We start from the raw sequence: 24,637 nt of genomic DNA, 5'->3' as shown, positions 1-24,637 counted from the left end.
GTGAGTCTCGCTCATGGAGCGGATCACGTCGGCAGTTATAACACAGCGGATTACAGCCTCTTTTCGTCGGCACGTGAAAAAGCGTCAAATCGCGCGGGGGTGTCGCGGCGCGCCAACGGACGGACCGGCGCCTGCGCGCCGGGTGGATTCGGTGCACGGCGGCGGTCGATCGATCGACGGGAGGGCGGCGTTTGCGCCGCACATCAATGCGTGACGGGCGGGACGGGCGGCTTGATCGGTGGGCGGCGCAGCGCGCGGCGGATCAGCGCGATCACGACCCCGCATGCGAACAGGAACGCGGCCGGGACGACCCAGTAGCCGACGAACGCATGCCACAGGTAGCCGGCGAGCGTATTGCGGCGCACCACGTATTCGTCGCGGGCCGCCTGCTGGCGCGGCGCGTTGGCGGCCAGCACGTCGGCCGGGCAGCCGGCCGCGCGCGCCTCGTCAGGATCCCCGTGGCACTTCGCGGCGGCACCGGCGGCTTGCTGGGCTTCAGTGAGCTGCCAGGTGGTCAGCGCGAGCTGCAGGTCCGCCTTGTTGTAGGCCATTTCCTCGCGGATCTCGCGCACGGCGACGATCGCGACGGGCACGGCCCAGAACACGATCACGATCAGCCAGCGGCGGAACCAGCGGTGTTGTCTCCATGCCATCCAAGCCTCCGTTTGACGCGCGTGCGCGTCCGTCTCGAGGGCGGCCCGATGGCGCTTCTTGTACTTGGGTGGGCCGCGTTGCAGCCATCATAGAAGAAAACGCGGCGAATTGCCGCACCATGTGGCGGTGCCTGGGCAGCGGGCCGGAAAAGCGGGGCGGGAAGGGGGAGGACGGAGGGGAACCGCGCATGTCGATGCACGTGCAACGAAAACGAAAAATGCCGCGCCCGCCGGAGCGGTGCGCGGCATTCGATACGGGAGCGCCGGAACTCAGGCGGCCGGCTGATTGCTCAGGCAGCTCTTCATGAACGCCTTGCGGTCGTCGCCCTTCTTGCCGGTGGCCTGCGTGTTGCACGCCTTCATCTTTTCCTGCTGCGTCATCGCCTTCGCGGGCTTCGCCGACAGGCAGTCCTTCATGAACGCCTTGCGTTCGTCGCCCGTCTTGCCGGCTGCCTGGGTGTTGCAGGCCTTCATCTTGTCCTGCTGGCTGTTCGCCGCGAATGCGGGGGAAGCCAGCATGCCGCCGAGCAGCACTGCGGCTACGAGCGATTGGATTTTCATTTCGACACTCCCATGGGGTGAATTGCGTGTTATCGACGCCGTCACGAAGCACGCCGCGTTGCGGATAGGGCCGCATCGCGCCGTGCGCTCCGATTATGGCAAATCCATGTGAAAACACCACAACGGCACTTTCTATAACGTTGCGGACGCCACGGCCGTTGACCGCGCATGCGACCGGGCGATCGGGACAAACCATGATGCGCGGCCGTCGGCATCGGCCGCCGCGCCGGAACCTGCCGGATCCCGGCCGCGAGCCATTACAATCGCGGCCATGAATACTCCGAATCCCGCATCCCCTTCGTCCGCGGCGGCGCTGCCGCGCATCGCCGTGCTCGCTACCGGCGGCACGATCGCCGGCGCCGCGCCCGACGCGGCCAGCACGGCCGGCTACCAGGCCGGCGCGCTCGGCGTCAATTTCCTGGTCGACGCGGTACCGGCGCTCGCGTCGGTCGCGCGCATCGACGCCGAGCAGATCGCCAGCATCGACAGCAAGGATCTCGCGCTGCCGCTGTGGAACACGCTTGCCGCGCGGATCGACGCGCTGATGGCCGATCCGGCGATCGATGGCATCGTGATCACGCACGGCACCGATACGCTCGAGGAAACCGCGTACGCGCTGCATCTGGTCGTGACGGGCGACAAGCCGGTCGTGCTGACGGCCGCGATGCGGCCGGCGACCGCGCTGTCGTCCGACGGCCCGCTCAACCTGCTGAACGCGGTGACGGTGGCCGGCCATCCGGCCGCGCGCGGGCAAGGCGTGCTGGTCGCGTTCAACAACCGGATCCACGCCGCGCGCGACGTCGTGAAGACGAGCACCTATGCGGTCGACGCCTTCCAGTCGCCGGAACTGGGCGCACTCGGCTGGGTGCAGGACGGCCGCGTCGAATTCGCGCGCCGTGTCACGCGTTCGCGCGACTCGCAGCTGTCGATCGCCGCGGCGTGGCCGCCCGTCGAAGTCGTCGCGAGCTATGCGGGCGTCACGCGCACGGCCGTCGACGCGCTCGTGGCTGCCGGCGTGCGCGGCCTCGTCGTCGCGGGCACCGGCAACGGGTCGATCCATGCGACGCTGCAGGCGGCGCTCGCCGATGCGGTGAAGGCCGGCGTGGCGGTGGTCCGCGCGTCGCGCGTCGGGTCGGGGCATGTGATGCGCAACGGCGCCGCGAGCGACGATGCGCTCGGTTTCGTCAGCGCGGGCTCGCTGAATCCGTTCAAGGCACGCGTGCTGCTGATGCTCGCGCTCGCGAACGGCATTGTCGGTCGCGACGCGCTGCAGCGCGCATTCGACACGCTGTAACGGCGACAGGCCGGTCGGGCGGCGCGCGGCGCCCATGAAAAAGGCAGGCCATCGGCCTGCCTTTTTTGCATCAGTCCGGCAAGTTTGCTCAGGACTGCGGCGGAATCACGAGCTTCTGGCCCGGGTATATCCGGTCCGGGCTCGACAGCATCGGCTTGTTCGCTTCGAAGATCGCCGGATACTTGTTCGCGTCGCCATACACTTCCTTGGCGATCGCCGACAGCGTGTCGCCCGGCTTCACGTCGTGATACTGCACTTCGGGATCGTCCGGCTGCAGATCGTCGTCGTTGACGCCCGCGACGCCTTGCACGTTGCCGGCCGCGACCTTGACCTTCGCCTTCGTGTCGAGGTCGGCGACGCTGCCCGACAGCGTGACGGTGCGCGATGCGCCGTCGAACGCGACGGTCAGGTTCGACGTGTCGAGCCCTTGCGAGTTGATGTAATTCTTGATCGCATCGGCCGCGGTCTGGTTTGCGGCATTCGGATCTTCCGCTGCTTGCGCATCGGCATGACCCAGCAGTTTTTCACCCGCCTCTTTGATAAACGAAAGAAGACCCATCGCTGCACTCCTTAGGTGGTTGAACAGAAAACGCGCCATGAAGTGGCGAAAAAAACACCGCGCTGGGCGCATTCACGAACGTGAACGCAAGCGCGGCGGTTTTCTCGAAAGGCGTGGCGAAAGTGTAGGCGTTCAGCGCGACGATTGCATGAAAAATCGCGCGCTCGAACGTAAAGAAATGTAATACGCGAAATCCGACAGGCGGACACCCGACGACGACGTCTGACCGACCAAGGCTTCCCCGGCGCCGCCGGGTGCCGCTGCGGACCCCACCACGCCGCTCTCAGCCCAGAGCGGCGTTTTTCGCCCCGTCCCGCACGCCGTTGGCGATGCAGGGCGGGGCGCCCCACCGTGATGCGCGCGTGTCCGCGCATCGATGCGACCGGCCGCGGCCGGTTCGCGCATGTCTGTCGCGCGCCTCCGCCATTGCAGCGGAAACGCGCGGTGCGGCAGTCGCGTTACGCGGCCGGCGTCTGGCCGATCTCGAAGTTCGACATGATCTCGAGCGCGCGTACGAGTGCCGAGTGATCCCATGCCTTGCCGCCGTGCGATGCGCACACGCTGAACAGCTGCTGCGCGCTGGCCGTATGCGGCAGCGCGAGGCCGAGCTTGCGTGCGCCGTCGAGCGCGAGGTTCAGGTCCTTCTGATGCAGCTCGATGCGGAAGCCCGGATCGAACGTGCGCTTCGTCATCCGCGCGCCGTGCACTTCGAGGATGCGCGACGCGGCGAAGCCGCCCATCAGCGCCTGGCGAACGCGCTCCGGATCGGCGCCCGAGCGCGCGGCGAACAGGAGCGCTTCGCCGACGGCCTCGATGTTCAGCGCGACGATGATCTGGTTCGCGACCTTGCAGGTCTGGCCGGCGCCGTTGTCGCCGACGAGCGTGATGTTCTTGCCCATCTTCTCGAACAGCGGCTTCGCGCGCTCGAACGCCTTCTCCGGGCCGCCGACCATGATCGTCAGCGTCGCTTCGCGGGCGCCGACCTCGCCGCCGGACACCGGTGCGTCGAGGTAGTCGCAACCGAGCGCGTTGATCTGCTTCGCGAAAGCCTGCGTGTCGAGCGGCGAAATCGAGCTCATGTCGATCACGAGCTTGCCGGCCGTCAGACCCTTCGCGACGCCGTCGTCGGCGAACAGCACGTTACGCACGTCCGGCGTATCCGGCACCATCGAGATGATGATGTCGGCGTGCTGCGCGACTTCGGTCGAGTTCGCGACGACCTTCGCGCTCGCGCGCAGATCGTCCGGGATCGGGAACGCGCCGTTCACGACGAGCTGGTGGTCGCCCTTGAGCAGGTTGCGCGCCATGTGCGCGCCCATGATGCCGAGGCCGATGAAACCGATGGTTGCCATGTGAAAGTCTCCTATTGGGCGGATGACGGGAAGGGGACGACTCAGGCGGCGCGACGCGCCGAGCCCGGTGCGCAGCCGGCGACGCTTTGCAGCCAGCCGAGGCCTTCCGTCGTGGTGGTGCGGGGCTTGTATTCGCAGCCGACGTAGCCGGCATAACCGAGCCGGTCGAGCAGCGCGAACAGGAACGCGTAGTTGATCTCGCCCGTGCCCGGCTCGTTGCGGCCCGGGTTGTCCGCGAGCTGGACGTGGCCGATCGACGCGAGGTTGCGTTCGATCGTCGCGGCCAGTTCGCCTTCCATGCGCTGCATGTGATAGATGTCGTACTGCAGGAACAGGTTGTCCGAGCCGACCGCGCGAATCACGTCGAGGCCTTCCGACGAACGGTTAAGCGCGAAGCCCGGAATGTCGAAGCTGTTGCACGGCTCGACGAGCAGGCGAATGCCTGCGCGCTTCAGCGCGTCGGCCGCGAAGCGCAGGTTGTCGACGATCGTGACGAACGTCTTGTCGCGCGCGGTGCTTGCCGACGGAATGCCGACGAGGCAGTTCAGCTGCGGCACCTTCAGCGCCTTCGCGTACTCGATCGCACGGCCGACACCCTCCTGGAATTCGCCGACGCGATCGGGCAGGCAGGCGATGCCGCGCTCGCCCTGGTCCCAGTTGCCGGCGGGCAGGTTGTGCAGCACGAGGCGCAGGCGGTGCGTCTCGAGCCGCTCGGCGAGTTCCTCTTTCGCGTACGGGTACGGGAACAGGAATTCGACGGCGTCGAAGCCCGTGTCGGCGGCCGCCTTGAAGCGGTCGAGGAACGGCACTTCGTTGAACAGCATGGTCAGGTTTGCAGCAAACTTCGGCATGAGCTAAGCCTCTTCGGTCGGTCAGTCAAATGGTCTGGCGGTTCAGTCGAGCATCGAGATCGCGGTCGGCGCGTGCTCGGCCTTCTCGGCGAGATCCTCGAATTCGTTGATCGCGTCGATTTCGGTGCCCATCGAGATGTTCGTCACGCGCTCGAGGATCACTTCGACGACCACCGGCACGCTGAACTGTTCCGCGAGCGTTTGCGCCTGGCGCAGCGCCGGCTCGATCTCTTCCGGCTTGAACACGCGCAGCGCCTTGCAGCCGAGGCCTTCCGCGACGGCCACGTGGTCGACGCCGTAGCCGTTCAATTCCGGCGCGTTCACGTTGTCGAACGCGAGCTGCACGCAGTAGTCCATGTCGAACGCGCGCTGGGCCTGGCGGATCAGCCCGAGGTACGAGTTGTTCACGACCACGTGCACGTACGGCAGCTTGAATTGCGCGCCGGCCGCCAGCTCCTCGATCATGAACTGGAAGTCGTAGTCGCCGGACAGCGCGACGATCGGGCGGCTCGGGTCGGCGGCACGCACGCCGAGCGCGGCGGGGATCGTCCAGCCGAGCGGGCCGGCCTGGCCGCAGTTGATCCAGTTGCGCGCCTTGAACACGTGCAGGAACTGCGCGGCGGCGATCTGCGACAGGCCGATCGTGCTGACGTAGCAGGTATCGCGGCCGAACACCTTGTTCATCTCTTCGTACACGCGCTGCGGCTTGACCGGCACGTTGTCGAAGTGCGTCTTGCGCTGCAGCGTGCGCTTGCGTGCCTGGCATTCCGCGACCCATGCGCCGCGGTCCTTCAGCTTGCCGGCGGCCTGCCATTCCCGTGCGACGGCGACGAACAGCTCGAGCGCGGCCTTCGCGTCGGACACGATGCCGAGATCCGGGCCGAACACGCGGCCGATCTGCGTCGGCTCGATGTCGACGTGCACGAACTTGCGGCCCTTCGTGTAGACCTCGACGCTGCCCGTGTGGCGGTTCGCCCAGCGGTTGCCGATGCCGAGCACGAAGTCGGACGCGAGCAGCGTGGCGTTGCCGTAGCGGTGCGACGTCTGCAGGCCGACCATGCCGGCCATCAGCGGGTGGTCGTCCGGAATCGCGCCCCACGACATCAGCGTCGGGATCACCGGCACGCCGATCGTTTCGGCGAACTGGACGAGCAGGTCTTCGGCCGCCGCGTTGAGCACGCCGCCGCCCGACACGATCAGCGGCTTGTCCGCGTCGTTGAGCATCGCGAGCGCCTTCTCGATCTGCGCGCGGGTGGCCGCGGGCTTGTAGACCGGCAGCGGTTCGTACGTGTCGATGTCGAATTCGATTTCGGCGAGCTGCACGTCGATCGGCAGGTCGACCAGCACCGGGCCCGGACGGCCCGAGCGCATCAGGTGGAAGGCTTGCTGGAACACACGCGGCACGAGCGCCGGTTCGCGCACGGTGACGGCCCACTTCGTGACGGGCTTCGCGATCGACTCGATGTCGACGGCCTGGAAGTCTTCCTTGTACAGGCGGGCACGCGGCGCCTGGCCGGTGATCGCGAGGATCGGAATCGAGTCGGCGGACGCGGAGTAGAGGCCGGTGATCATGTCGGTGCCGGCGGGGCCCGACGTGCCGATGCACACGCCGATGTTGCCGGGCGCCGCACGCGTGAAGCCTTCGGCCATGTGCGATGCGCCTTCGACGTGGCGCGCCAGCACGTGACTGATGCCGCCGGACTTGCGCATCGCGGAGTAGAACGGGTTGATCGCCGCGCCCGGCACGCCGAACGCGGTCTGGATGCCTTCCTTCTCGAGCACGAGCACTGCCGCGTCGACGGCTCTCATCTTGGCCATGAATGTCTCCTTGATATGTGGCGGATCTTGCGAATGGGTCTGTTGGGGACACTTTAGGGATGCAGGAAAGGTTTGATAAGATCCGCCCAAGTCGCTTATTTCGAAACTAAAAGTATGGAATGACGGCCTGACGGGGCTTCTCGCGGGGCCGGAACAGAGACGGAGACAGGAGATGGATCGCTTCAAGCAGATCGAGACGTTCGTGCGGGTTGCCGATGCCGGCAGCCTCGCGGCGGCGGCGCTCGAGGAGGGGGTGTCGCCGGTGGTGCTCGGGCGGCGCATCGACGCGCTGGAGAAACGCCTCGGCGTGAAGCTGATGTACCGCTCGACGCGGCGGCTGGTGGTCAGCGAGGAGGGCGCCGCGTTCCTCGAGCGCTGCCGCGGGCTGCTGTCCGAATGGGACCAGGCAGAGAACGAGCTGGCCGCCGGGCGGCGCGCGGTCAGCGGGCACCTGATCGTCTCGGCGCCGGCCGCATTCGGGCGCAAGCACGTCGCGCCGCATGCGCCCGGCTTTCTGGCCGACAAGCCCGAGATGCAGCTGTCGTTCAACCTGACCGACCGCGTCGTCGATCTCGTGCGCGAAGGCTACGACCTGTCGATCCGGATCGGCGGCGCCGTCGATCCGAACTTCGTCGCGGTGAAGCTCGCGTCGAACCGGCGCGTCGTCTGCGGCACGCCCGGGTATTTCCGCCGGCACGGCCGGCCGAAATCGCTCGACGACCTGCTGAAGCACAACTGCCTGGCTTTCAACCTGCAGGGCGGACAGAACCGCGGCTGGTATTTCCAGCGCCACGGCAAGATCGCGACGATGCGCGTGACCGGCAACCTCGACTGCAACGACGGCGAGCTGCTGCACCGCTGGGTGGCCGAGGGGCTCGGGCTCGGCTGGCGCTCGACCTGGGAAATCGCCGCGCAGCTGGAGACGGGCGAGCTGGAGACCGTGCTCGACGAATACGCGCTGCCCGACTACGACATCCTCGCGGTCTACCCGCAGCAGCGCTACGTGCCGGCGCGCGTGCGCTATTTCATCGACTACCTGAGGGCCGCGTATGCGCGCCCCGGCTACTGGAGCACCACGCCGTAACGAGCGGCGGGCGCCCCGGCGCTTTTTTTCGCTTCGTGCCCCCGGCGCGGGAATAAACTCGACGCAGCAACGGTATGGTCATCGAGCGCGCACGCTGCCGGTCTGTCCGGGCGCCGTGCGCGGAACGGGCGCGGCATCGGCCGCCGGGACCAGGGAGGCCATGTGGGGCAAGCCGGACAGGCGGTCGATGAACGGGCGGCGGACGACGCGGTCGCGCGCGGCGAGCGGTTTCGCACGCTCGTGCTGCCGCATCTCGACGCCGCGTACAACCTCGCGCGCTGGCTGAGCGGCAATGCCGGCGACGCGGACGACGTCGTGCAGGACGCGTGCATGCGCGCGCTGCGCTTCGTCGATTCGTGTCGCGGCGACAACGCGCGGCCATGGCTGCTGACGATCGTGCGCCACACCTGGTACACCGAGTGGCGGCGCCGCACGCATGCGCACGAGGTCGCGCTGCCCGATACGCTGGACGACACCGACGTGCCCGACGACTGGCAGCCGGCGGCGGAGGATCCGCTCGCGCAGCTGCTGCGCGGCGAGAACGTGCGGCTCGTGAATGCGGCGCTCGCGAAGCTGCCGCCCGAGTACCGCGAGGTGCTCGTGCTGCGCGAGATGGAGGACCTGAGTTACCGCGAGATCGCGGCGATCGCGGACGTGCCGGTCGGCACGGTGATGTCGCGGCTCGCGCGCGGCCGGCGCAAGCTGGCCGCGCTGCTGGGCGGCGCGCCGGCACCGGCGCCCGAAGGCAGGCCGGCCCGTACGCCGGCCGGCGGAACCGCATCGGAGGCTATCGATGGACTGTAACGAAGCGCGCGCGTTGCTGGACGCGGACGTCGACCGCGAGCTGTCGGCGCCCGATGCGTTGCGGGTCCAGCAGCATGTCGAAGGGTGCGATGCGTGCCGCCGCGAACGCGCGCGGATCGTCACGCTGGTGCAGGCCGTGCGGCAGGCCGATTACCACCGTGCGCCGGATGCGCTGCGGGCGGGCATCCTGGCCGGTCTGCCGGCCGCGGCCGACGCGCCCGTTCGCGAGCCGGCGGGCGCGGGGTTTCGGCCCGAGCCTCGATCGCAGCCGCGTCCGCGCGGTCGCGGCTGGTTTCCCTGGCTGGCGGGGCGGGGCGGGCCGACACGGCCTGCCGCGGCCGGCGTCGGGCCGCGCGTCGCCGCATGGCCGGGGCTCGGCTGGGGCGTCGCGCTGCTGGTGGCGCTCGCGGCGGCGGGCGGGATGACGCTGTCCGCGCGCCATGCCGACACCGACCGCACCGTCGACGAACTCGTCTCGAGCCACGTGCGGGCCGGCCTGTCGGCGCGCGACATCGACGTGATCTCGACCGACCGCCACACGGTCAAGCCATGGTTCAACGGCCGGCTCGACTATGCGCCGCCGGTCGAGGATCTCGCGGCGGACGGCTTCGCGCTGGTCGGCGGGCGGCTCGACTACGTCGGGCGGCGTCGCGTCGCGGTGCTCGTGTACCGCTACCGGCAGCACGTGATCGACGTCTACGTGCGGCCGGCCGGCGAAGGGCCGGCGGCCCCGTACACGACCGTGTCGCAGGGCTATGCGCTCGACCGCTGGGACGCGGCCGGGATGACGTGGTGGGCCGTGACCGACGCCGAGCCGTCGGCGCTCACGGCGTTCCGGACGGCGCTCGACGCGCGGCTGTCGGGCACGCGCGGCGAGTGATGCGCGACGCCGGCCGCGCCCCGCCGCGCGCGCGGCGGGCGTTCGGGCCCCGATAAAAAGAGCCGACAGGCGAGCACATGCGCCGGCCCGTCCGTTCAAGTCTTTGAAAACATGGCCGAATCCGCGTGCCGATCGTTGATTGGCCTTGCATGCGCCCCGTAATCGGGTTAGAATCTTCGGCTTCTCACTTGCCACACCGGTTCAGACGCCCGGGTGGCTTTAATCCACAAGGAGTGTGTAATGCGTCATTACGAAATCGTCTTCATCGTGCACCCGGATCAAAGCGAGCAAGTGCCCGCGATGATCGAGCGCTACAAGTCCACGATCACGTCGCACGGTGGCCAGATCCACCGTGTCGAAGACTGGGGCCGTCGCCAACTGGCCTACATGATCGAGAAACTCGCGAAGGCTCACTACGTCTGCATGAACATCGAGTGCGACCAGACGACGCTCGACGAACTCGAACACGCGTTCAAGTTCAACGACGCCGTGCTGCGTCACCTCATCGTCAAGATGAAGAAGGCCGAAACCGGCCCGTCGCCGATGATGAAGGAAGTTCAGCGCGAAGAAGCCAAGAAGGCGGCTGCAGCTCAGCCGACCGAAGCGCAGGCTTAAGTTCGTCATTCATTAAGCCATCAAGGAGCGCGCCACTCTCGTGAACAGGTTGCAATTGACGGCGAGCGTCGTCGAACGCGCACCGGTGCGATATACGCCGGCAGGTGTTCCGATCGCTAGCGCCACATTGCAGCACCGCACGGAAGTCGTCGAGGCAGGCATCCCCCGTCAGGTCGAAATGACGATCGAGGCGGTGGCGGCCGGTGAGGCGAGCGGCAGGCTGGAGAGTCGTGAAATGGGCGTCGAAACGCTGTTCACGGGCTTCCTGGCCAAGAAAAGCCGCAACGCGAGAACCTTGGTGTTTCACATCACAGCATTGCAGGACATTGGAAAGGACTGAAATCATGCCCCGCCCGACTGGTAAGAAATTCGACAAGCGTCGTCAGCAACAAAACCCGCTCTTCAAGCGCAAGAAGTTCTGCCGTTTCACGGCTGCAGGCGTCGACCAGATCGACTACAAGGACACGGAAACGCTGAAGGACTTCATCGGCGAAAACGGCAAGATCACGCCGGCTCGTCTGACGGGTACGAAGGCGCACTATCAGCGTCAGCTGGATACGGCCATCAAGCGTGCGCGTTTCCTCGCGCTGCTGCCGTACACCGATCAGCACAAGGCGTAATCAGGCGACGCAATAAGGAGAATTCGAATGCAAATCATTCTGTTGGAAAAAGTCGCCAATCTGGGTAACCTCGGCGACATCGTCAAGGTCAAGGACGGTTACGCTCGCAACTTCCTGATCCCGAACCGCAAGGCTCGCCGTGCAACGAAGGAAGCGATCGCCGAATTCGAAGTGCGCCGCGCTGAACTCGAAAAGATCGCCGCTGAAAAGCTGGCGGCATCGCAGGCAGTCGGCGAGAAGCTGAACGGCCAGTCGTTCGAAATCACGCAGAAGTCGGGCGTTGACGGCCGTCTGTTCGGCTCGGTCACGAACGGCGACGTCGCGGAACTGCTGAAGAAGGCAGGTTTCGAAGTCGAGAAGCTGCAAGTTCGCATGCCGGAAGGCCCGCTGAAGATGATCGGCGAGCACAACGTGCAGGTCGCGCTGCACACGGACGTCGTCGTCGACGTCACGATCAACGTGATCGGCGACCACGCGTAAGCGTACGCAGGCTTTCCGGGCGGCTTCCGTCGTCCGGACAAGGGCAGGCGCCCGGGCAACCGGGGCCTGCCTTTTTTATTGCCCGATCGCCTGAGCGGTAGCGCTGCAGCGATCTATTCGCGATAATCCCAACCCATGAACGCGCCGCAAGATCCTCAAATCGAATCGCTGAAAGTCCCGCCGCATTCGGTCGAAGCCGAGCAGTCGGTGCTCGGCGGCCTGTTGCTCGACAACGCGGCATGGGACCGGATTGCCGACTTCCTGTCGCAGGGCGATTTCTATCGCTACGACCACCGGATCATCTACGAGCACATCGGCCGCCTGATCGCGTCGACGCGGCCGGCCGACGTCGTGACCGTGTACGAAGCGCTGACCACGTCCGGCAAGGCCGACGACGTCGGCGGCCTCGCGTACCTGAACGCCCTCGCGCAGAACACGCCGAGCGCCGCGAACATCCGTCGTTATGCGGAAATCGTGCGCGATCGCGCGGTGTTGCGCCGGCTCGTGTCGGTTGCCGACGAAATCTCGGCCGACGCGTTCAATCCGCAAGGCAAGGAAGTCCGTCAGCTGCTCGACGAAGCCGAATCGAAGGTGTTCTCGATCGCGGAAGAGGGCGCGCGCGGCAACCAGGGCTTCCTCGAGATCGGCCCGCTGCTCACGCAGGTCGTCGAGCGGATCGACACGCTGTACCACACCGCGAATCCGAGCGACGTCACGGGCACGCCGACGGGCTTCGTCGACCTCGACCGGATGACGTCCGGGATGCACGGCGGCGAGCTGATCATCGTGGCGGGACGGCCGTCGATGGGCAAGACCGCGTTTTCGATGAACATCGGCGAATATGTCGCGGTCGAGTACGGGCTGCCGGTCGCGGTGTTCTCGATGGAAATGCCGGGCACCCAGCTCGTGATGCGTATGCTCGGCTCGATCGGCCGGCTCGACCAGCACCGGATGCGGACGGGCCGGCTGACGGACGAGGACTGGCCGAAGCTGACGCATGCGGTGCAGAAGATGAGCGAGGCGCAGCTCTTCATCGACGAGACGGGCGGCCTGAACCCGATGGAATTGCGCTCGCGCGCGCGGCGTCTTGCGCGGCAATGCGGCAAGCTCGGCCTGATCATCGTCGACTACCTGCAGCTGATGTCGGGTTCGTCGCAGGGCGAGAACCGCGCGACCGAAATCTCGGAAATCTCGCGATCGCTGAAGAGCCTCGCGAAGGAGCTCGACGTGCCGGTGATCGCGCTGTCGCAGCTGAACCGCGGCCTCGAACAGCGCCCGAACAAGCGTCCGGTGATGTCCGATCTGCGCGAATCAGGCGCAATCGAACAGGATGCGGACGTGATCCTGTTCATTTACCGCGATGAAGTCTACAATCCGGACAGCCCGGACAAAGGAACGGCCGAGATCATCATCGGCAAGCAGCGTAACGGTCCGATCGGCCCCGTTCGGCTCACGTTCCTGGGTCAATATACGAAGTTCGATAACTTTGCAGGGGCGCAGACCTTCTACGGCGAGTGACGCCGCTTGTAAAGGCCTAAATCGCCAAACGTTGTATCCAATCCCGGCGCGCGCATATGCGCGCGTCGCGTCGCAACCGAAAACGGTACAATGTCGCCCGTTTTCGTGACAGTAGTTTGACAATCTCTCAGGAATCCCATGTTCGGTCGATTCATGCCCACCGAGGGCAAGTTCTTTGAACTCTTCAACGCGCACGCGAAGCACATCGTTTCCGGTGGCCGCGAGCTCGAACTGCTGATCGACAATCTCGCCGACGCCGAGATTCACAAGCAAAACGTGCAGACCGCCGAGAAGGCCGCCGACAAGCTCACGCACGAGGCGATCGATCTGCTGCACAAGACCTTCATCACGCCGCTCGATCGCGACGAGATCCACAAGCTGATCACGACGATGGACGACATCCTCGACCTGATGGAAGACGTCGCGACGGCCGTGTCGCTGTACGACGTGCGTTCGGTCACGTCGGAGGCGAGCCAGCTCGCGCACATCGTTACGCAGTCGGCCCAGCACGTGCAACAGGCGGTCGGGCTGCTGTCCGACATGAAGCAGTCGGCACAGATCCTCAAGCAATGCGAGGAGATCGACCGCTGGGAGTCGGAGGCCGATCGCGTGCTGCGCGCGGCGATGTCGAAGCTGTTCCGCGAGGAAGACGACGTGAAGACGCTCATCAAGCTGAAGGCGATCTACGAGCTGCTCGAAGAGATCACCGACAAGTGCGAGGACGTCGCGAACATCATCGAAGGCATCGTGCTGGAAAACGCCTGAGCGGACCACGATGCATTCGATACAACTCGCCCTATGGATGGTCGCGGCGCTGGTGCTCGTCGCGCTCGTATTCGACTTCATGAACGGCTTTCACGACGCGGCGAACTCGATCGCCACCGTCGTGTCGACCGGGGTGCTGAAGCCCCAGCAGGCCGTCGTGTTCGCGGCGGCGTTCAACGTCATCGCGTACTTCATCTTCCACCTGAAAGTCGCGCAGACCGTCGGTAAAGGCACGATCGATCCCGAAATCGTCGACCACTACGTCATCTTCGGCGCGCTGGTCGGTGCGATCGGCTGGAACGTGATCACGTGGTATTACGGGATTCCGTCGAGCTCGTCGCACGCACTGATCGGCGGCCTCGTCGGCGCGGCGCTCGCGAAGTCGGGCTGGAGCTCGTTGAACATCGACGGGCTGCTGAAGACGGTTGCGTTCATCTTCATTTCGCCGCTGCTCGGCTTCATCCTCGGTTCGCTGTTCATGCTCGGCGTGTCGTGGCTGTATTTCCGTACCGCGCCAAGCAAGGTCGACCGGCGTTTCCGCCGTCTGCAGCTGCTGTCGGCCGGCCTGTACAGCCTCGGCCACGGCGGCAACGACGCGCAGAAGACGATCGGCATCATCTGGATGCTGCTGATCGCAAGCGGCTACGCGTCGGCCGGCGCCGATGCGCCGCCTGCGTGGGTGATCGGCGCGTGTTACCTGTCGATGGGCCTCGGCACGCTGTTCGGCGGCTGGCGCATCGTGCGCACGATGGGCCAGAAGATCACGAAGCTCAAGCCGGTCGGCGGTTTCTGCGCGGAAACCGGTGGCGCGATGACGCTGTTCCTCGCGTCGTTCCTCGGCATTCCGGTGTCGACCACGCACACCATCACCGGCGCGATCGTCGGCGTCGGCGCGACCCAGAAGCTGTCGGCCGTGCGCTGGGGCGTCGCCGGCAACATCGTGTGGGCGTGGGTGCTGACGCTGCCCGCCGCCGCGCTGTTCGCGGCCGGCGGATGGTGGCTCGGCCACCAGATCTTCTGATTGCCGACACTGCCGGATCGACATCCGATGCGCCGCAAGCCGAAAGGCTGCGGCGCATTTTCTTTTGGAGCGGCGAGTGGGCGACGGAACGGGCGGGGCGCCGACAGAGGTCGCCGACGGGACTTGCCGTCGACGGCCGGGCAACCGGTCAGTAACTGCCGTTCGCGAACCGCGCGATCGGATCGTCCGCGGTGCCGGTACGCGGGCTGACGGGCGCGGATTGCGTCGACGCGCGCCAGACCTGCACGGGTGCGGGCTCGATGCTGCGTGGCGATGCCGATGCGGCCGCCGGAGGCGGTTCGTCGTCGAACGCGGCAGCCTGGGCGGCGGTCAGCGCCGTCGTCGGAATCTGCGTGCCGGACTCCGCCTGGACGGCGGGTGCTGCATTGGCCGTCATCGCAGTCATGCCATCGTTCATCGACGTTGCCTGCTGCCGGGCGGCCTGCACACGCGGCGGAGGCGGTTCGTACGGATCGGCGGCGGGGGCCGCTGGTGCGGCGGCGGCCGTGACGACCGGCGCGGGTGCCTGCGTCACGCGTGCTTGCTGTGGCGCATAGGCAGGCTGCCGCGCCGCCGCGGTCGTCACGACCACCGGCGCGGCTGCGACCGCCGGCGGCGTGCGCGGCTCGTCGCGCTTCGCCTCGTAGGTCGGCGCATCGAACGGCGTCGGCGCCGTGCGCGGCGGCGCGACGCGGCGAATACCGTCGAAACGTTTGGCCCAGTACGGGTTCGTCAGGTAGTCGAGCCGCACGGTGCCGCCCGTCGACGGTGCGTTGACGAAGCGCAGCTTGCCGACATAGATGCCGACGTGCGAATGCGGCCGCCCGGTCGTATTGAAGAAAATCAGGTCGCCCGGCGCGATCTCGTCGGGTTCGATCGACACGCCGCGGCCGCTCATGTCGGCGGTCGTGCGCGGCAGGTTCACGTCGGCCGCGCGGCCGATCACGTAGCGCACGAGCCCGCTGCAGTCGAAGCCGCTCGTCGGTGTGTTGCCGCCCCAGCGATACGGGATGCCGACGAGGCTCATCGCCTGGATCGAGATTTCTTCTTGGCCGACGCTGTGATCGACGAATTTCGGGAAATTGGCCGGAGCGGGGAACGCGCGCGGCGTCGTGATCTTCATGCCCGACGCGGAACGCGATGCCGACTGCGGCGGCACGCTGGAGCAGGCCGCAAGCAGGGAAACGACGGCGACGGGAACCCAGATTCGAAGCATGGCAAGGCGGGCGAGCGCGGCGCGCTCGCGAATCGTATGACAACAGACAGACCCGATGGTAGACGCTCGGACGGGGCTTAAGCAACCATTCTTGAGAATTTACTTGAAGTTTCGCGCGTAAACTGCGCTTTTGCGTGACGAAGCGTTACTTTTTTCTTCGACCCCAAATAAAAACGGCGCTCCGGAAACGGAGCGCCGTGTGGCGTCGACAGCCGGCCGATCGGCCGGCAGGCCGCGTTACAGGATGTCCGACGCGTAGTCGGCCAGCCGCGAACGTTCGCCGCGAGCGAGCGTCACGTGGCCGCTGTGGCCCCAGCCCTTGAAGCGGTCGACGACGTAGGTCAGGCCCGAGCTGCCTTCGGTCAGGTAAGGCGTGTCGATCTGCGCGATGTTGCCGAGGCACACGATCTTCGTGCCGGGGCCCGCGCGCGTGACGAGCGTCTTCATCTGCTTCGGCGTCAGGTTCTGCGCTTCGTCGATGATCAGGTACTTGTCGACGAACGTACGGCCGCGCATGAAGTTCATGCTCTTCACCTTCAGGCGCGAACGGATCAGTTCCTGCGTTGCGGCGCGGCCCCATTCGCCGGCCGCGTCGTCGGTCTTCTGCAGCACCTCGAGGTTGTCGTCGAATGCGCCCATCCACGGCTGCATCTTCTCTTCCTCGGTACCGGGCAGGAAACCGATGTCCTCGCCGACGGGCACGGTGGCGCGCGTCACGATGATCTCGTTGTAGCGCTTGTCGTCGAGCACCTGCGCGAGGCCGGCCGCGAGCGCGACGAGCGTCTTGCCGGTGCCGGCCTGGCCGAGCAGCGTGACGAAGTCGATCTCGGGGTTCATCAGCAGGTTCAGCGCGAAGTTCTGCTCGCGGTTGCGCGCGGTGATGCCCCACACGTTGTTCTTGTGGTGGCTGTAGTCGCGCAGCGTCTGCAGCAGCGCCGTCTTGCCGTTCAGTTCGCGGACGATCGCATGGAACGTCGGCTCGCCGTTCTGCGGTTCGAGATAGACGAACTCGTTGACGAGCATCGACGCGACGAGCGGGCCCGTCACGCGGTAGTACGTGGTGCCCGTCTTCGTGTCCTGCCAGCTCTCCATGCCCTTCGCATGCTTGGTCCAGAAATCCTGCGGCAGCTCGCGCACGCCGTTGTACAGGAGATCGGAGTCCTCGAGCACCTGGTCGTTGAAGTAGTCTTCCGCGGGCAGCCCGAGCGCATGCGCCTTGATTCGCATGTTGATGTCTTTCGACACCAGCACGACCTGGCGGTCGGGCCGGTCGCGCTGCAGCGCGCGCACGACACCGAGGATCTGGTTGTCGGCCTTGCCCACGGGCAAGCCTTCGACCGGCGCGATGTCGGCGAGCTTCGTCTGGAAGTACAGGCGGCCGAGCGCCTCGCGGCTGCCGAGGCGCGACAGCGGGATGCCGTCCGAGATCGGGCCGCCGTCGGCGACCAGCGCGTCGAGCGTGCGGCTGACCTGGCGTGCGTTGCGCGCGACTTCCGACATCCCCTTCTTGTGGTTGTCGAGTTCCTCGAGCGTCATCATCGGCAGATAGACGTCGTGTTCCTCGAAGCGGAAGAGGCTGCTCGGGTCGTGCATCAGCACGTTGGTGTCGAGCACGAACAGTTTCTGCAGTTCGGCCTCGGCGGGCTTGCGGCTGCGCGACTTGGTGGCGGCGCCGGCGTCGCGCGCGGGCGCGGCGGCGGGTTTGCCGGCGGCCGGCTTGTCGTTGCGCGCGACGACCGGCGCCGCGGGTGCGGCGGGGGCCGGCATCGGCTGCAGCAGCGCGGCCGTCTGCTTGGTCTTGCGGCCGCGCGCGGGTGCGGCATCAGGCGCCGAAGACGCGACGGCACGCAGCGGCGCGGCCGTGTTCGCGGCTTCGATCATCGGTTGGGCCACGCTGGCCGGACCATAGTCACCGGCTGTGGATGCGTCCCCTTCGGCGGATTTCTTCGCGGCTTTCGCGGGCCGCGCTTTCGCCTTGTATTCGTCGGGCGGCAGCAGGCTGCCGAGCTTGCTGGGGGGGGTAGGCAAAGGCATGGTGTCCCTCGGGAGGAATCGTGTCGCATGGCGTGCGCCGCTGATCGCATCCTGCGTGACGTAGACGCAGTTTGCGCGCGGTGGCGCACAGGAAATTCGTCTAGCCGGTTCGCCTAAGTGTCGATCAGCTCCTTGATGCGGTTAGGGCCGGACCGGGAGGGCCGGCGCGCAATCCATAAAAAAAGCCGCTGCCCCGTCGACAGGGACATGCGGCTCGGCTGATGTCGTGATGCGCGTCAGGTGCCGGGAAGCATCGCATCGAGCACCGGCGCAGCTACGAGAAATATGGGTCGAACGGGCATTCATTGCGGCCCAATATAACGCGCCTCAAAGCGCTTGTACAGCACTTAGCACGTCGTCCACGTGACCCGGCACCTTGATGCCGCGCCATGCCTGACGGAGCACGCCGTCGGCGTCGATCAGGAACGTCGAGCGCTCGATTCCGCGCACTTCCTTGCCATACATCTTCTTCATCTTGATGACATCGAACAGCGCGCACAGCGCTTCGTCGGCATCGGAGATCAGCGGGAACGGCAGTTCGAGCTTTGCCTTGAAGTTGTCATGCGAGCGCAGGCTGTCGCGCGACACGCCGATGACTTCCGCACCGGCTTTCTTGAACTTCGGATAGAGATCGCGGAACTGCAGCCCTTCGGTCGTGCAGCCCGGCGTGTTGTCCTTCGGATAGAAGTACAGCACGAGCTTCTTGCCTTTCAGGTCGGACAGCGAAATGTCGCCGCCCGTGGCCGGTGCGGTGAAATCGGGAACTTGACGGTCAACTTCGACAGACACGTGTTTCTCCTGTTGTTATGGAAAGGCGCCGCTGCGGCGGCGCGGTGCGGCGTCCCGGCAACGCGCGGCAGGGCGCTGCGGGCGCCGCCGGCTCGCGCGCGGACTCAGTCGGGCTGGACGATCAGTTCGCCGGAGCGGCCGGGGATTTCGCCCCACGTGACAGGGTACGATGGCAGCGTGTCGCGGTCCAGCGTCGCGTGGTAGTCGCCCATCGTCGCAAACGTGTGGCCTTGCGCGCGCCAGCCGGCGAGCAGCTGCTCGAACACGGGCGCGAGCTTCTGGCCTTCCAGTTCCGCATGCAGCGTGAACACCTGGTCGTGCGGATTGGTTTCGGTGAACTTGAGGAGGTGCGCGGCGACGTTGTGCGTGTCGACGCCGTCGATGCCGAGCACTTCGTCGAGCGTCGGCAGCGTGGTCGGCATCTGCACGTGCGACAGCGTGCGGCCGCCGACGACCGGCAGGTACGGCGAGTGGCCGCGCCCGTCGGAGGCGTAGCGCATGCCCCACGCGTCGATCTGCTCGAACGCGGCATCGTTCATCTGCCAGCCGGCCGCGCCGTGCGTGACGGGCGGCGCGCCGAAGATCTCGATGAAGCGCGCGTGACTCTTCTGCATTTCACGCGCGGTCCAGTCGCGATCGCGCGCACGGACGTTGTCCTGCCAGTACACGTGATCCCACGTGTGGATCCCGCATTCGAAGCCGGCCTCGTGGATCGCGCGCATGTCGGCGATCGCGCGGCGGCCGATGTCGGGGCCCGGCAGCAGCACGCCGTACATCAGCTGCTTCACGCCGTAGTGTTCGACCACCGACGTGCGCGACACCTTCTTCAGGAAACCCGGGCGGAACACCCGCCGCAGCGCCCAGCCGGTGTGATCGGGCCCGAGGCTGAAGAGGAAGGTCGCGCGCGCGCTGAAGCGATCGAAGATGCGCGCGAGGTTCGGCACGCCTTCGCGTGTGCCGCGCAGCGTGTCGACGTCGATCTTGAGGACGATACGAGCCAAGCGAACGTCCCGGTCAGCCTTGCTGTTCGACGAGCGCGCGCGCGTCGGCGACGTGGCCGCGATACGCCTCGAAGATGTTGCGCAGCGCGTCGTCGAACGTCGCCTGCGGCGCCCAGCCGAGCTCCTGCATCGTGTTGTCGATCTTCGGCACGCGGTTCTGCACGTCCTGGTAGCCGTTGCCGTAGTAGGCGCCGGACGTCGTTTCGACGAGCTTCACCTGCTTGGCCGAGTCGGCGTACTCGGGGAATTCCGCGGCCAGTTCGAGCATCTTGTGCGCGAGTTCGCGAACCGAGAAGTTGTTCTTCGGATTCCCGATGTTGTAGATCTTGCCCGACGCGACGCCGTCCTTGTTCTCGATGATCTTCATCAGCGCGCTGATGCCGTCGCCGATGTCGGTGAACGCGCGCTTCTGCGAGCCGCCGTCGACGAGGCTGATGTTCTCGCCGCGCACGATGTGGCCGAGGAACTGCGTGACCACGCGCGAGCTGCCTTCCTTCGGCGTGTAGATCGAGTCGAGGCCCGGGCCGATCCAGTTGAACGGGCGGAACAGCGTGAAGTTCAGGCCTTCCATCCCGTAACCCCAGATCACGCGGTCCATCAGCTGCTTCGAGCATGCGTAGATCCAGCGCGGCTTGTTGATCGGGCCGTAGGTGAGTGCCGACGCGTCCGGATCGAACTGCTCGTCCGAGCACATGCCGTAGACCTCGGAGGTCGACGGGAACACGAGGTGCTTGCCGTACTTGACGGCCGAACGCACGATCGGCAGGTTCGCCTCGAAGTCGAGCTCGAACACGCGCAGCGGCTGCTGGACGTAGGTGGCCGGCGTCGCGATCGCGACGAGCGGCAGGATCACGTCGCACTTCTTCACGTGATACTCGACCCACTCCTTGTTGATCGTGATGTCGCCTTCGAAGAAATGCATCCGCTCGTGGTTGACGAGGTCGCCCAGCCGATCGGTCTGCATGTCCATGCCGAACACTTCCCAATCGGTGGTTTCAAGAATGCGCTTCGACAGGTGATGGCCGATGAAGCCGTTCACACCCAGGATCAGGACTTTTTTTGCTTTCATGAATGACGGGAAGAATGAATGAACTGCGCGAATTCCGCGGGCGTCACGACGGTTTCGCTGCCGTCGCGCTGCTGCCACAGCTCGAGAATGGACAAGGCGCGGCTGTCGCCGCAGACGCCGAATAGCGCATTATCGCTTACGTGCAGGCCGGGCGGCAAATCCGCCGCGGCGGCCGCTGCCGCGCTGCCGGGCGCCGCGAGACGCGCGCGCGCGATCACGAAACGCGTGCCGTCGACGTCTGTGAACGCGCCCGGATACGGGGGCGCGACCGCGCGCACCAGGTTGTAGACCTGCGCGGCCGGTTTCGACCAGTCGACGCGGCCGTCCTCGGGCTTGCGCCCGCCGTAGTAGCTGCCGCTCGACAGGTCGTTCGGCAGGTGCGCCGCCTCGCCGGCGAGCAGCGCGGGCAGCACGCGCCAGAGCGTCTGTTCGGCGGCCACCGTGACCTTGTCGAACACCTGCGCGGCCGTGTCGTCCGGCAGGATCGGCACCGCGGTCTGGCCGATGATCGCGCCCGCGTCGGGCTTCGCAGCCATCTCGTGCAGCGTCGCGCCGGTTTCGGTCTCGCCGTTCAGCACGGCCCAGTTGGTCGGTACCCGACCCCGGTATTTCGGCAGCAGCGAACCGTGCATGTTGTACGCGCCGCGCGGCGCGATCGCGAGCAGGTCCACCGGCAGCATGTGCCGGTAGTAGAACGAGAAGATGAAGTCGGGCCGCGCGTCGGATACCGCGCGGCGCAGCGCCGGATCGGCGGGATCGGCCGGGGTGACGACCGGGATGCCGTGCTCGGCCGCGACGGACGCGACACTGCCGAACCAGATGTTCTCGTTCGGGTTGTCCTCGTGCGTGACGACGAGCGCGACGTCGACGCCGCGCGCGAGCAGCACCTGCAGGCAGCGCACGCCGACGTTGTGATACGCGAAGACGACCGCGCGCGGCTTCATTGCCCGGCTCCCGTGCGGTTCGCGTCGGCCGGCACCGGCGGCACGCCGTCGTGCTGCTCGAGCACGGCCTGGATCAGGTAGCGCGGCCGTGCGCGCACCTGCTGGTAGATGCGGCCGACGTACTCGCCGAGCAGGCCGAGCGCGAAGATGATCACGCCGAGCAGGAAGAACGTAATGGCGAACAGCGTGAACACGCCTTGCACTTCCGCGCCGACGATGAAGCGGCGCACGAGCAGCAGCACGAACAGCGCGGCGGAGCCGAGCGACAGGATCACGCCGATGAACGACAGCCACTGCAGCGGCACGACCGAGAAGCCGGTCACGAGGTCGAAGTTCAGCCGGATCAGGCTGTACAGCGAATACTTCGATTCGCCTGCGAAGCGTTCCTCGTGCGCGACCTCGATTTCGGTCGGCTTTTGCGCGAACGTGTACGCGAGCGCGGGGATGAACGTGTTGACTTCGCCGCACACGTTGATCGTGTCGATGATGCGGCGGCTGTACGCGCGCAGCATGCAGCCCTGGTCGGTCATCTTGATGCGCGTGATGCGCTCGCGCAGCCGGTTCATCATCTGCGACGCCTTGCGCCGCCACAGGCTGTCCTGGCGCTGCTTGCGGATCGAGCCGACGTAGTCGTAGCCCTCGCGCATCTTCGCGATCAGCTTGCCGATTTCCTCGGGCGGGTTCTGCAGGTCGGCGTCGAGCGTGATGACGATCTCGCCGCGCGACTGCGCGAAGCCCGCGAGGATGGCCATGTGCTGACCGTAGTTGCCGTTGAGCAGCACGACGCGCGTCGTGTCGGGCCGTACGTGGAACTGATCGGCGAGCATCGCGGCCGAGCGGTCGCGGCTGCCGTCGTTGATCAGGATCACTTCATACGACGTGTCGAGTGCGTCGAGCGCCGGATACAGCCGCGCGAACAGCGCGGCGAGGCCGTCTTCCTCGTTGTATACGGGGATGATGACCGAGACTTCGGGCCGACCGGCGTCCAGGTGCCCGGCGACCGGATGGCCGGCCCCCGGATGCCCGGCGCGTGCTTCAAGGTGACTCATGTACGCTTATTTTCCGTATTGTTCACAAATCTGGTTGATGGCGTCGACCACGCGACGCACGTCGCCTTCCGTCATCTGCGTGAACAGCGGCAGCGTGACGGTCGACGCGCCGTACCGTTCGGCGTGGGGGAACATTCCCTCCTTGAAGCCGCGCGCACGGTACAGCGTGAAAAGATGGATCGCCGGGTAGTGGATGCCCGTGCCGATGCCGCGTTCCTTCAGCTGCGCCATGAATTCGGCGCGCGTGATCGTCAGCCGCTCGAGCGGCAGCGTGATCAGGAACATGTGCCAGTTGCTGTTCGCGAAGTCGGCAACCGGCAGGCCGGCGCCGAGCTTCACGGCCGCGCCGCCGTCGAACGCGGCGAAATACGCGCGGGCGAGCGCGCGGCGCTGCGCGGTGAAGCGTTCGATGTGCGGCAGCTGGCCGAGGCCGACGCGGGCGGCGACGTCGGTCAGGTTGTACTTGCCGCCGAGCACGTCGCAGTCCATCCCGTCGAAGCCGGTGCGCGTGATGCCCTGCAGCCGGTACTTCTGCGCGAGTGTCGCTTCGTCCTCGTTGTTCAGCACCAGCGCGCCGCCTTCGATCGTCGTCAGGTTCTTGTTCGCGTGGAAGCTGAACGACACGATGTCGCCGATCGCGCCGATGCGCTTGCCGTTCCACGTCGAGCCGAACGCCTGCGCGGCGTCCTCGATCACGCGCAGCTTGTGCGTGCGCGCGATCGCGTACAGGCGGTCCATGTCGACCGGCAGGCCGGACAGGAACACGGGGATGATCGCCTTCGTGCGCGGCGTGATCGCCTGCTCGAGCTTGTCGAGGTCGATGTTGCGCGTGACGGGATCGATGTCGGCGAACACGGGCGTCGCGCCCGTTTCGATGATTACGTTGCTGGTCGAGACCCACGACGCCGGCGTCGTGATCACCTCGTCGCCGGCACCGACGCCCGCGATGCGCAGGCCGATCTCGAGCGTGCAGGTGCCCGAATTGAACGCGCGGACCGGCCGCCCGCCGCAGTAGTCGGACAGCGCGGCCTCGAATTTCTGGCATTGCGGGCCGGTGGTGATCCAGCCCGAGCGCAGCACGTCGACGACGCCCTGGATGGTTTCCTCGTCGATTTCCGGTCGGGTGAACGGCAGAAACGGAGCGGTAGTCTGGCTCATGAACGCGTTGGCCTGTAATGGCGTGTAATAAAAGGGTCGGGCGATCCGCCCGAAACCGGCATTAAACACCGGTTGGCGGATTCGCACCGTGATTTTTTGTAGGCGGACACTTAACGCCGCGGGGCATGCTCAACTGCGCGCGAGCACGAGCACGCCGATCAGGATGATGCCGATCCCGACGAGCCGCTGGACCGACAGCACCTCGCCGAACAGGTACCACGCCGCGAACGCGTTGACCACGTAGCCGAGCGACAGCATCGGGTACGCGATCGACACGTCGACCCGCGACAGCCCGAGAATCCAGACCACGACGCTCAGCACGTAGCAGCCGAGGCCGCCGATGATCGGCAGCTGGGTCGCGATCTTCAGGCCGACCGGGAGGATGTTCGCACGGCTGAATTCGAAGTGCCCGACGGCGTTGACGCCGGCTTTCAGCAGCAGTTGCGCACAGGCGTTGAGCATCACGCCGGTGATGATGCAGACGAACGAAACGGGATTCATG

General features: G+C 66.4%; 26 protein-coding genes and 1 pseudogene. 12 read left to right on the top strand and 15 right to left on the bottom strand.

What is annotated here, in order from left to right:
• Positions 1-203: 203 nt before the first annotated feature.
• Complete coding sequence (locus WJ12_RS09460; RefSeq protein ID WP_034188692.1) at positions 204-653, bottom strand: membrane protein; 450 nt, start codon at positions 651-653, stop codon at positions 204-206.
• Between the two features lie 270 nt (positions 654-923).
• Positions 924-1,214 (bottom strand): PsiF family protein, encoded by a 291-nt coding sequence (locus WJ12_RS09455; RefSeq protein ID WP_011549641.1) that lies wholly within the window; start codon positions 1,212-1,214, stop codon positions 924-926.
• Between the two features lie 271 nt (positions 1,215-1,485).
• Between WJ12_RS09455 and WJ12_RS09450 the strand changes: the two genes are divergently transcribed.
• Positions 1,486-2,508, top strand: coding sequence for an asparaginase (locus tag WJ12_RS09450; RefSeq protein WP_069245644.1), 1,023 nt, complete (start codon positions 1,486-1,488; stop codon positions 2,506-2,508).
• 88 nt (positions 2,509-2,596) lie between these two features.
• On the opposite strand, the gene lysM is transcribed toward WJ12_RS09450, so the two are convergent.
• The 4 genes from lysM to gcl form a co-directional block, all read right to left on the bottom strand.
• Entirely contained in the window at positions 2,597-3,067 is a 471-nt protein-coding gene (gene lysM / locus WJ12_RS09445) for a peptidoglycan-binding protein LysM (protein WP_034188690.1), read from the bottom strand.
• Positions 3,068-3,525: 458 nt separating this feature from the next.
• Positions 3,526-4,419, bottom strand: coding sequence for a 2-hydroxy-3-oxopropionate reductase (locus tag WJ12_RS09440; RefSeq protein ID WP_034188689.1), 894 nt, complete (start codon positions 4,417-4,419; stop codon positions 3,526-3,528).
• Positions 4,420-4,460: 41 nt separating this feature from the next.
• Positions 4,461-5,270, bottom strand: coding sequence for a hydroxypyruvate isomerase (hyi, locus tag WJ12_RS09435; protein ID WP_069245643.1), 810 nt, complete (start codon positions 5,268-5,270; stop codon positions 4,461-4,463).
• A 42-nt stretch (positions 5,271-5,312) separates the two neighbouring features.
• Positions 5,313-7,088: a glyoxylate carboligase gene (gcl, locus tag WJ12_RS09430; RefSeq protein ID WP_034188687.1), complete on the bottom strand. Its 1,776-nt coding sequence runs from the start codon at positions 7,086-7,088 to the stop codon at positions 5,313-5,315.
• A gap of 172 nt (positions 7,089-7,260) precedes the next feature.
• Between gcl and WJ12_RS09425 the strand changes: the two genes are divergently transcribed.
• The 10 genes from WJ12_RS09425 to WJ12_RS09380 all read left to right on the top strand — a co-directional run bounded on the left by WJ12_RS09425 (position 7,261) and on the right by WJ12_RS09380 (position 14,875).
• Entirely contained in the window at positions 7,261-8,172 is a 912-nt protein-coding gene (locus tag WJ12_RS09425) for a LysR family transcriptional regulator (RefSeq protein ID WP_031399242.1), read from the top strand.
• Between the two features lie 162 nt (positions 8,173-8,334).
• Entirely contained in the window at positions 8,335-8,976 is a 642-nt protein-coding gene (locus tag WJ12_RS09420; protein WP_069245642.1) for an RNA polymerase sigma factor, read from the top strand.
• Positions 8,966-9,856 carry an anti-sigma factor family protein gene (locus WJ12_RS09415; protein WP_069245641.1) on the top strand — a complete coding sequence of 297 codons (891 nt, stop codon included), beginning with the start codon at positions 8,966-8,968 and terminating at the stop codon, positions 9,854-9,856. Before WJ12_RS09420 ends, WJ12_RS09415 begins: the two co-directional genes overlap by 11 nt.
• Positions 9,857-10,096: 240 nt before the next feature.
• Positions 10,097-10,471 (top strand): 30S ribosomal protein S6, encoded by a 375-nt coding sequence (gene rpsF, locus WJ12_RS09410; RefSeq protein ID WP_004193673.1) that lies wholly within the window; start codon positions 10,097-10,099, stop codon positions 10,469-10,471.
• 40 nt (positions 10,472-10,511) lie between these two features.
• Entirely contained in the window at positions 10,512-10,811 is a 300-nt protein-coding gene (gene priB / locus WJ12_RS09405) for a primosomal replication protein N (RefSeq protein ID WP_034188684.1), read from the top strand.
• Positions 10,812-10,815: 4 nt separating this feature from the next.
• Complete coding sequence (gene rpsR, locus WJ12_RS09400) at positions 10,816-11,091, top strand: 30S ribosomal protein S18 (protein ID WP_011657068.1); 276 nt, start codon at positions 10,816-10,818, stop codon at positions 11,089-11,091.
• A 27-nt stretch (positions 11,092-11,118) separates the two neighbouring features.
• Positions 11,119-11,571: a 50S ribosomal protein L9 gene (gene rplI / locus WJ12_RS09395; RefSeq protein ID WP_021156519.1), complete on the top strand. Its 453-nt coding sequence runs from the start codon at positions 11,119-11,121 to the stop codon at positions 11,569-11,571.
• Positions 11,572-11,706: 135 nt separating this feature from the next.
• Positions 11,707-13,089, top strand: a complete 1,383-nt coding sequence (locus WJ12_RS09390; RefSeq protein WP_006486249.1) for a replicative DNA helicase — start codon at positions 11,707-11,709, stop codon at positions 13,087-13,089.
• Positions 13,090-13,227: 138 nt separating this feature from the next.
• Complete coding sequence (locus tag WJ12_RS09385) at positions 13,228-13,854, top strand: DUF47 domain-containing protein (RefSeq protein ID WP_034188683.1); 627 nt, start codon at positions 13,228-13,230, stop codon at positions 13,852-13,854.
• A 10-nt stretch (positions 13,855-13,864) separates the two neighbouring features.
• A complete protein-coding gene (locus WJ12_RS09380) occupies positions 13,865-14,875 on the top strand; it encodes an inorganic phosphate transporter (protein WP_034188682.1) in 1,011 nt (336 codons plus the stop codon).
• A gap of 148 nt (positions 14,876-15,023) precedes the next feature.
• Here the strand turns inward: WJ12_RS09380 and WJ12_RS09375 are convergent, their stop codons facing one another.
• Positions 15,024-16,091 carry a C40 family peptidase gene (locus WJ12_RS09375; RefSeq protein ID WP_059561661.1) on the bottom strand — a complete coding sequence of 356 codons (1,068 nt, stop codon included), beginning with the start codon at positions 16,089-16,091 and terminating at the stop codon, positions 15,024-15,026.
• Positions 16,092-16,328: 237 nt separating this feature from the next.
• The gene (locus tag WJ12_RS09370) at positions 16,329-18,125 is read right to left on the bottom strand and encodes a PhoH family protein (RefSeq protein ID WP_059561658.1); all 1,797 of its coding nucleotides are present in this window, start codon (positions 18,123-18,125) and stop codon (positions 16,329-16,331) included.
• Here WJ12_RS09370 and WJ12_RS37095 point away from each other — a divergent pair.
• A pseudogene (locus WJ12_RS37095) lies at positions 18,021-18,261 on the top strand (hypothetical protein); the annotation flags it as partial. The gene WJ12_RS09370 and the pseudogene WJ12_RS37095 sit on opposite strands and share 105 nt — an antisense overlap.
• A 191-nt stretch (positions 18,262-18,452) precedes the next feature.
• On the opposite strand, the gene WJ12_RS09365 reads toward WJ12_RS37095, so the two are convergent.
• The 7 genes from WJ12_RS09365 to WJ12_RS09335 form a co-directional block, all read right to left on the bottom strand.
• Positions 18,453-18,914, bottom strand: a complete 462-nt coding sequence (locus WJ12_RS09365) for a peroxiredoxin (protein ID WP_006756046.1) — start codon at positions 18,912-18,914, stop codon at positions 18,453-18,455.
• Positions 18,915-19,018: 104 nt separating this feature from the next.
• Positions 19,019-19,915, bottom strand: a complete 897-nt coding sequence (locus WJ12_RS09360; protein ID WP_034188679.1) for a polysaccharide deacetylase family protein — start codon at positions 19,913-19,915, stop codon at positions 19,019-19,021.
• Between the two features lie 13 nt (positions 19,916-19,928).
• On the bottom strand, positions 19,929-20,984 hold the full coding sequence (locus WJ12_RS09355) for a bifunctional UDP-4-keto-pentose/UDP-xylose synthase (RefSeq protein WP_006482864.1): 1,056 nt from the start codon (positions 20,982-20,984) through the stop codon (positions 19,929-19,931).
• Complete coding sequence (locus tag WJ12_RS09350; RefSeq protein WP_034188678.1) at positions 20,981-21,928, bottom strand: formyltransferase; 948 nt, start codon at positions 21,926-21,928, stop codon at positions 20,981-20,983. The genes WJ12_RS09355 and WJ12_RS09350 overlap by 4 nt, the downstream gene beginning before the upstream one ends.
• Complete coding sequence (locus tag WJ12_RS09345; protein ID WP_049032769.1) at positions 21,925-22,977, bottom strand: glycosyltransferase; 1,053 nt, start codon at positions 22,975-22,977, stop codon at positions 21,925-21,927. Before WJ12_RS09345 ends, WJ12_RS09350 begins: the two co-directional genes overlap by 4 nt.
• Positions 22,978-22,983: 6 nt before the next feature.
• Entirely contained in the window at positions 22,984-24,135 is a 1,152-nt protein-coding gene (locus tag WJ12_RS09340; protein ID WP_069245640.1) for a DegT/DnrJ/EryC1/StrS family aminotransferase, read from the bottom strand.
• Between the two features lie 129 nt (positions 24,136-24,264).
• Complete coding sequence (locus WJ12_RS09335; protein ID WP_034188675.1) at positions 24,265-24,636, bottom strand: SMR family transporter; 372 nt, start codon at positions 24,634-24,636, stop codon at positions 24,265-24,267.
• Position 24,637: the final 1 nt, after the last annotated feature.

It is taken from the genome of Burkholderia seminalis (assembly GCF_001718535.1).
GTDB lineage: Bacteria > Pseudomonadota > Gammaproteobacteria > Burkholderiales > Burkholderiaceae > Burkholderia > Burkholderia seminalis.
Note: the sequence above shows the minus strand (reverse complement) of the source record. Positions and strands in the feature narration are given on the sequence as shown.

Coding starts and splice junctions, on each gene's coding strand:
- WJ12_RS09450 (WP_069245644.1), top strand. CDS start 1,486: ATGAATACTCCGAATCCCGCATCCCCTTCGTCCGCGGCGGCGCTGCCG.
- WJ12_RS09355 (WP_006482864.1), bottom strand. CDS start 20,984: ATGAAAGCAAAAAAAGTCCTGATCCTGGGTGTGAACGGCTTCATCGGC.
- WJ12_RS09415 (WP_069245641.1), top strand. CDS start 8,966: ATGGACTGTAACGAAGCGCGCGCGTTGCTGGACGCGGACGTCGACCGC.
- rpsR (WP_011657068.1), top strand. CDS start 10,816: ATGCCCCGCCCGACTGGTAAGAAATTCGACAAGCGTCGTCAGCAACAA.
- WJ12_RS09370 (WP_059561658.1), bottom strand. CDS start 18,125: ATGCCTTTGCCTACCCCCCCCAGCAAGCTCGGCAGCCTGCTGCCGCCC.
- WJ12_RS09460 (WP_034188692.1), bottom strand. CDS start 653: ATGGCATGGAGACAACACCGCTGGTTCCGCCGCTGGCTGATCGTGATC.
- WJ12_RS09375 (WP_059561661.1), bottom strand. CDS start 16,091: ATGCTTCGAATCTGGGTTCCCGTCGCCGTCGTTTCCCTGCTTGCGGCC.
- WJ12_RS09335 (WP_034188675.1), bottom strand. CDS start 24,636: ATGAATCCCGTTTCGTTCGTCTGCATCATCACCGGCGTGATGCTCAAC.
- lysM (WP_034188690.1), bottom strand. CDS start 3,067: ATGGGTCTTCTTTCGTTTATCAAAGAGGCGGGTGAAAAACTGCTGGGT.
- WJ12_RS09350 (WP_034188678.1), bottom strand. CDS start 21,928: ATGAAGCCGCGCGCGGTCGTCTTCGCGTATCACAACGTCGGCGTGCGC.
- WJ12_RS09455 (WP_011549641.1), bottom strand. CDS start 1,214: ATGAAAATCCAATCGCTCGTAGCCGCAGTGCTGCTCGGCGGCATGCTG.
- rpsF (WP_004193673.1), top strand. CDS start 10,097: ATGCGTCATTACGAAATCGTCTTCATCGTGCACCCGGATCAAAGCGAG.
- gcl (WP_034188687.1), bottom strand. CDS start 7,088: ATGGCCAAGATGAGAGCCGTCGACGCGGCAGTGCTCGTGCTCGAGAAG.
- rplI (WP_021156519.1), top strand. CDS start 11,119: ATGCAAATCATTCTGTTGGAAAAAGTCGCCAATCTGGGTAACCTCGGC.
- WJ12_RS09425 (WP_031399242.1), top strand. CDS start 7,261: ATGGATCGCTTCAAGCAGATCGAGACGTTCGTGCGGGTTGCCGATGCC.
- WJ12_RS09380 (WP_034188682.1), top strand. CDS start 13,865: ATGCATTCGATACAACTCGCCCTATGGATGGTCGCGGCGCTGGTGCTC.
- WJ12_RS09385 (WP_034188683.1), top strand. CDS start 13,228: ATGTTCGGTCGATTCATGCCCACCGAGGGCAAGTTCTTTGAACTCTTC.
- WJ12_RS09440 (WP_034188689.1), bottom strand. CDS start 4,419: ATGGCAACCATCGGTTTCATCGGCCTCGGCATCATGGGCGCGCACATG.
- WJ12_RS09340 (WP_069245640.1), bottom strand. CDS start 24,135: ATGAGCCAGACTACCGCTCCGTTTCTGCCGTTCACCCGACCGGAAATC.
- WJ12_RS09345 (WP_049032769.1), bottom strand. CDS start 22,977: ATGAGTCACCTTGAAGCACGCGCCGGGCATCCGGGGGCCGGCCATCCG.
- hyi (WP_069245643.1), bottom strand. CDS start 5,270: ATGCCGAAGTTTGCTGCAAACCTGACCATGCTGTTCAACGAAGTGCCG.
- WJ12_RS09390 (WP_006486249.1), top strand. CDS start 11,707: ATGAACGCGCCGCAAGATCCTCAAATCGAATCGCTGAAAGTCCCGCCG.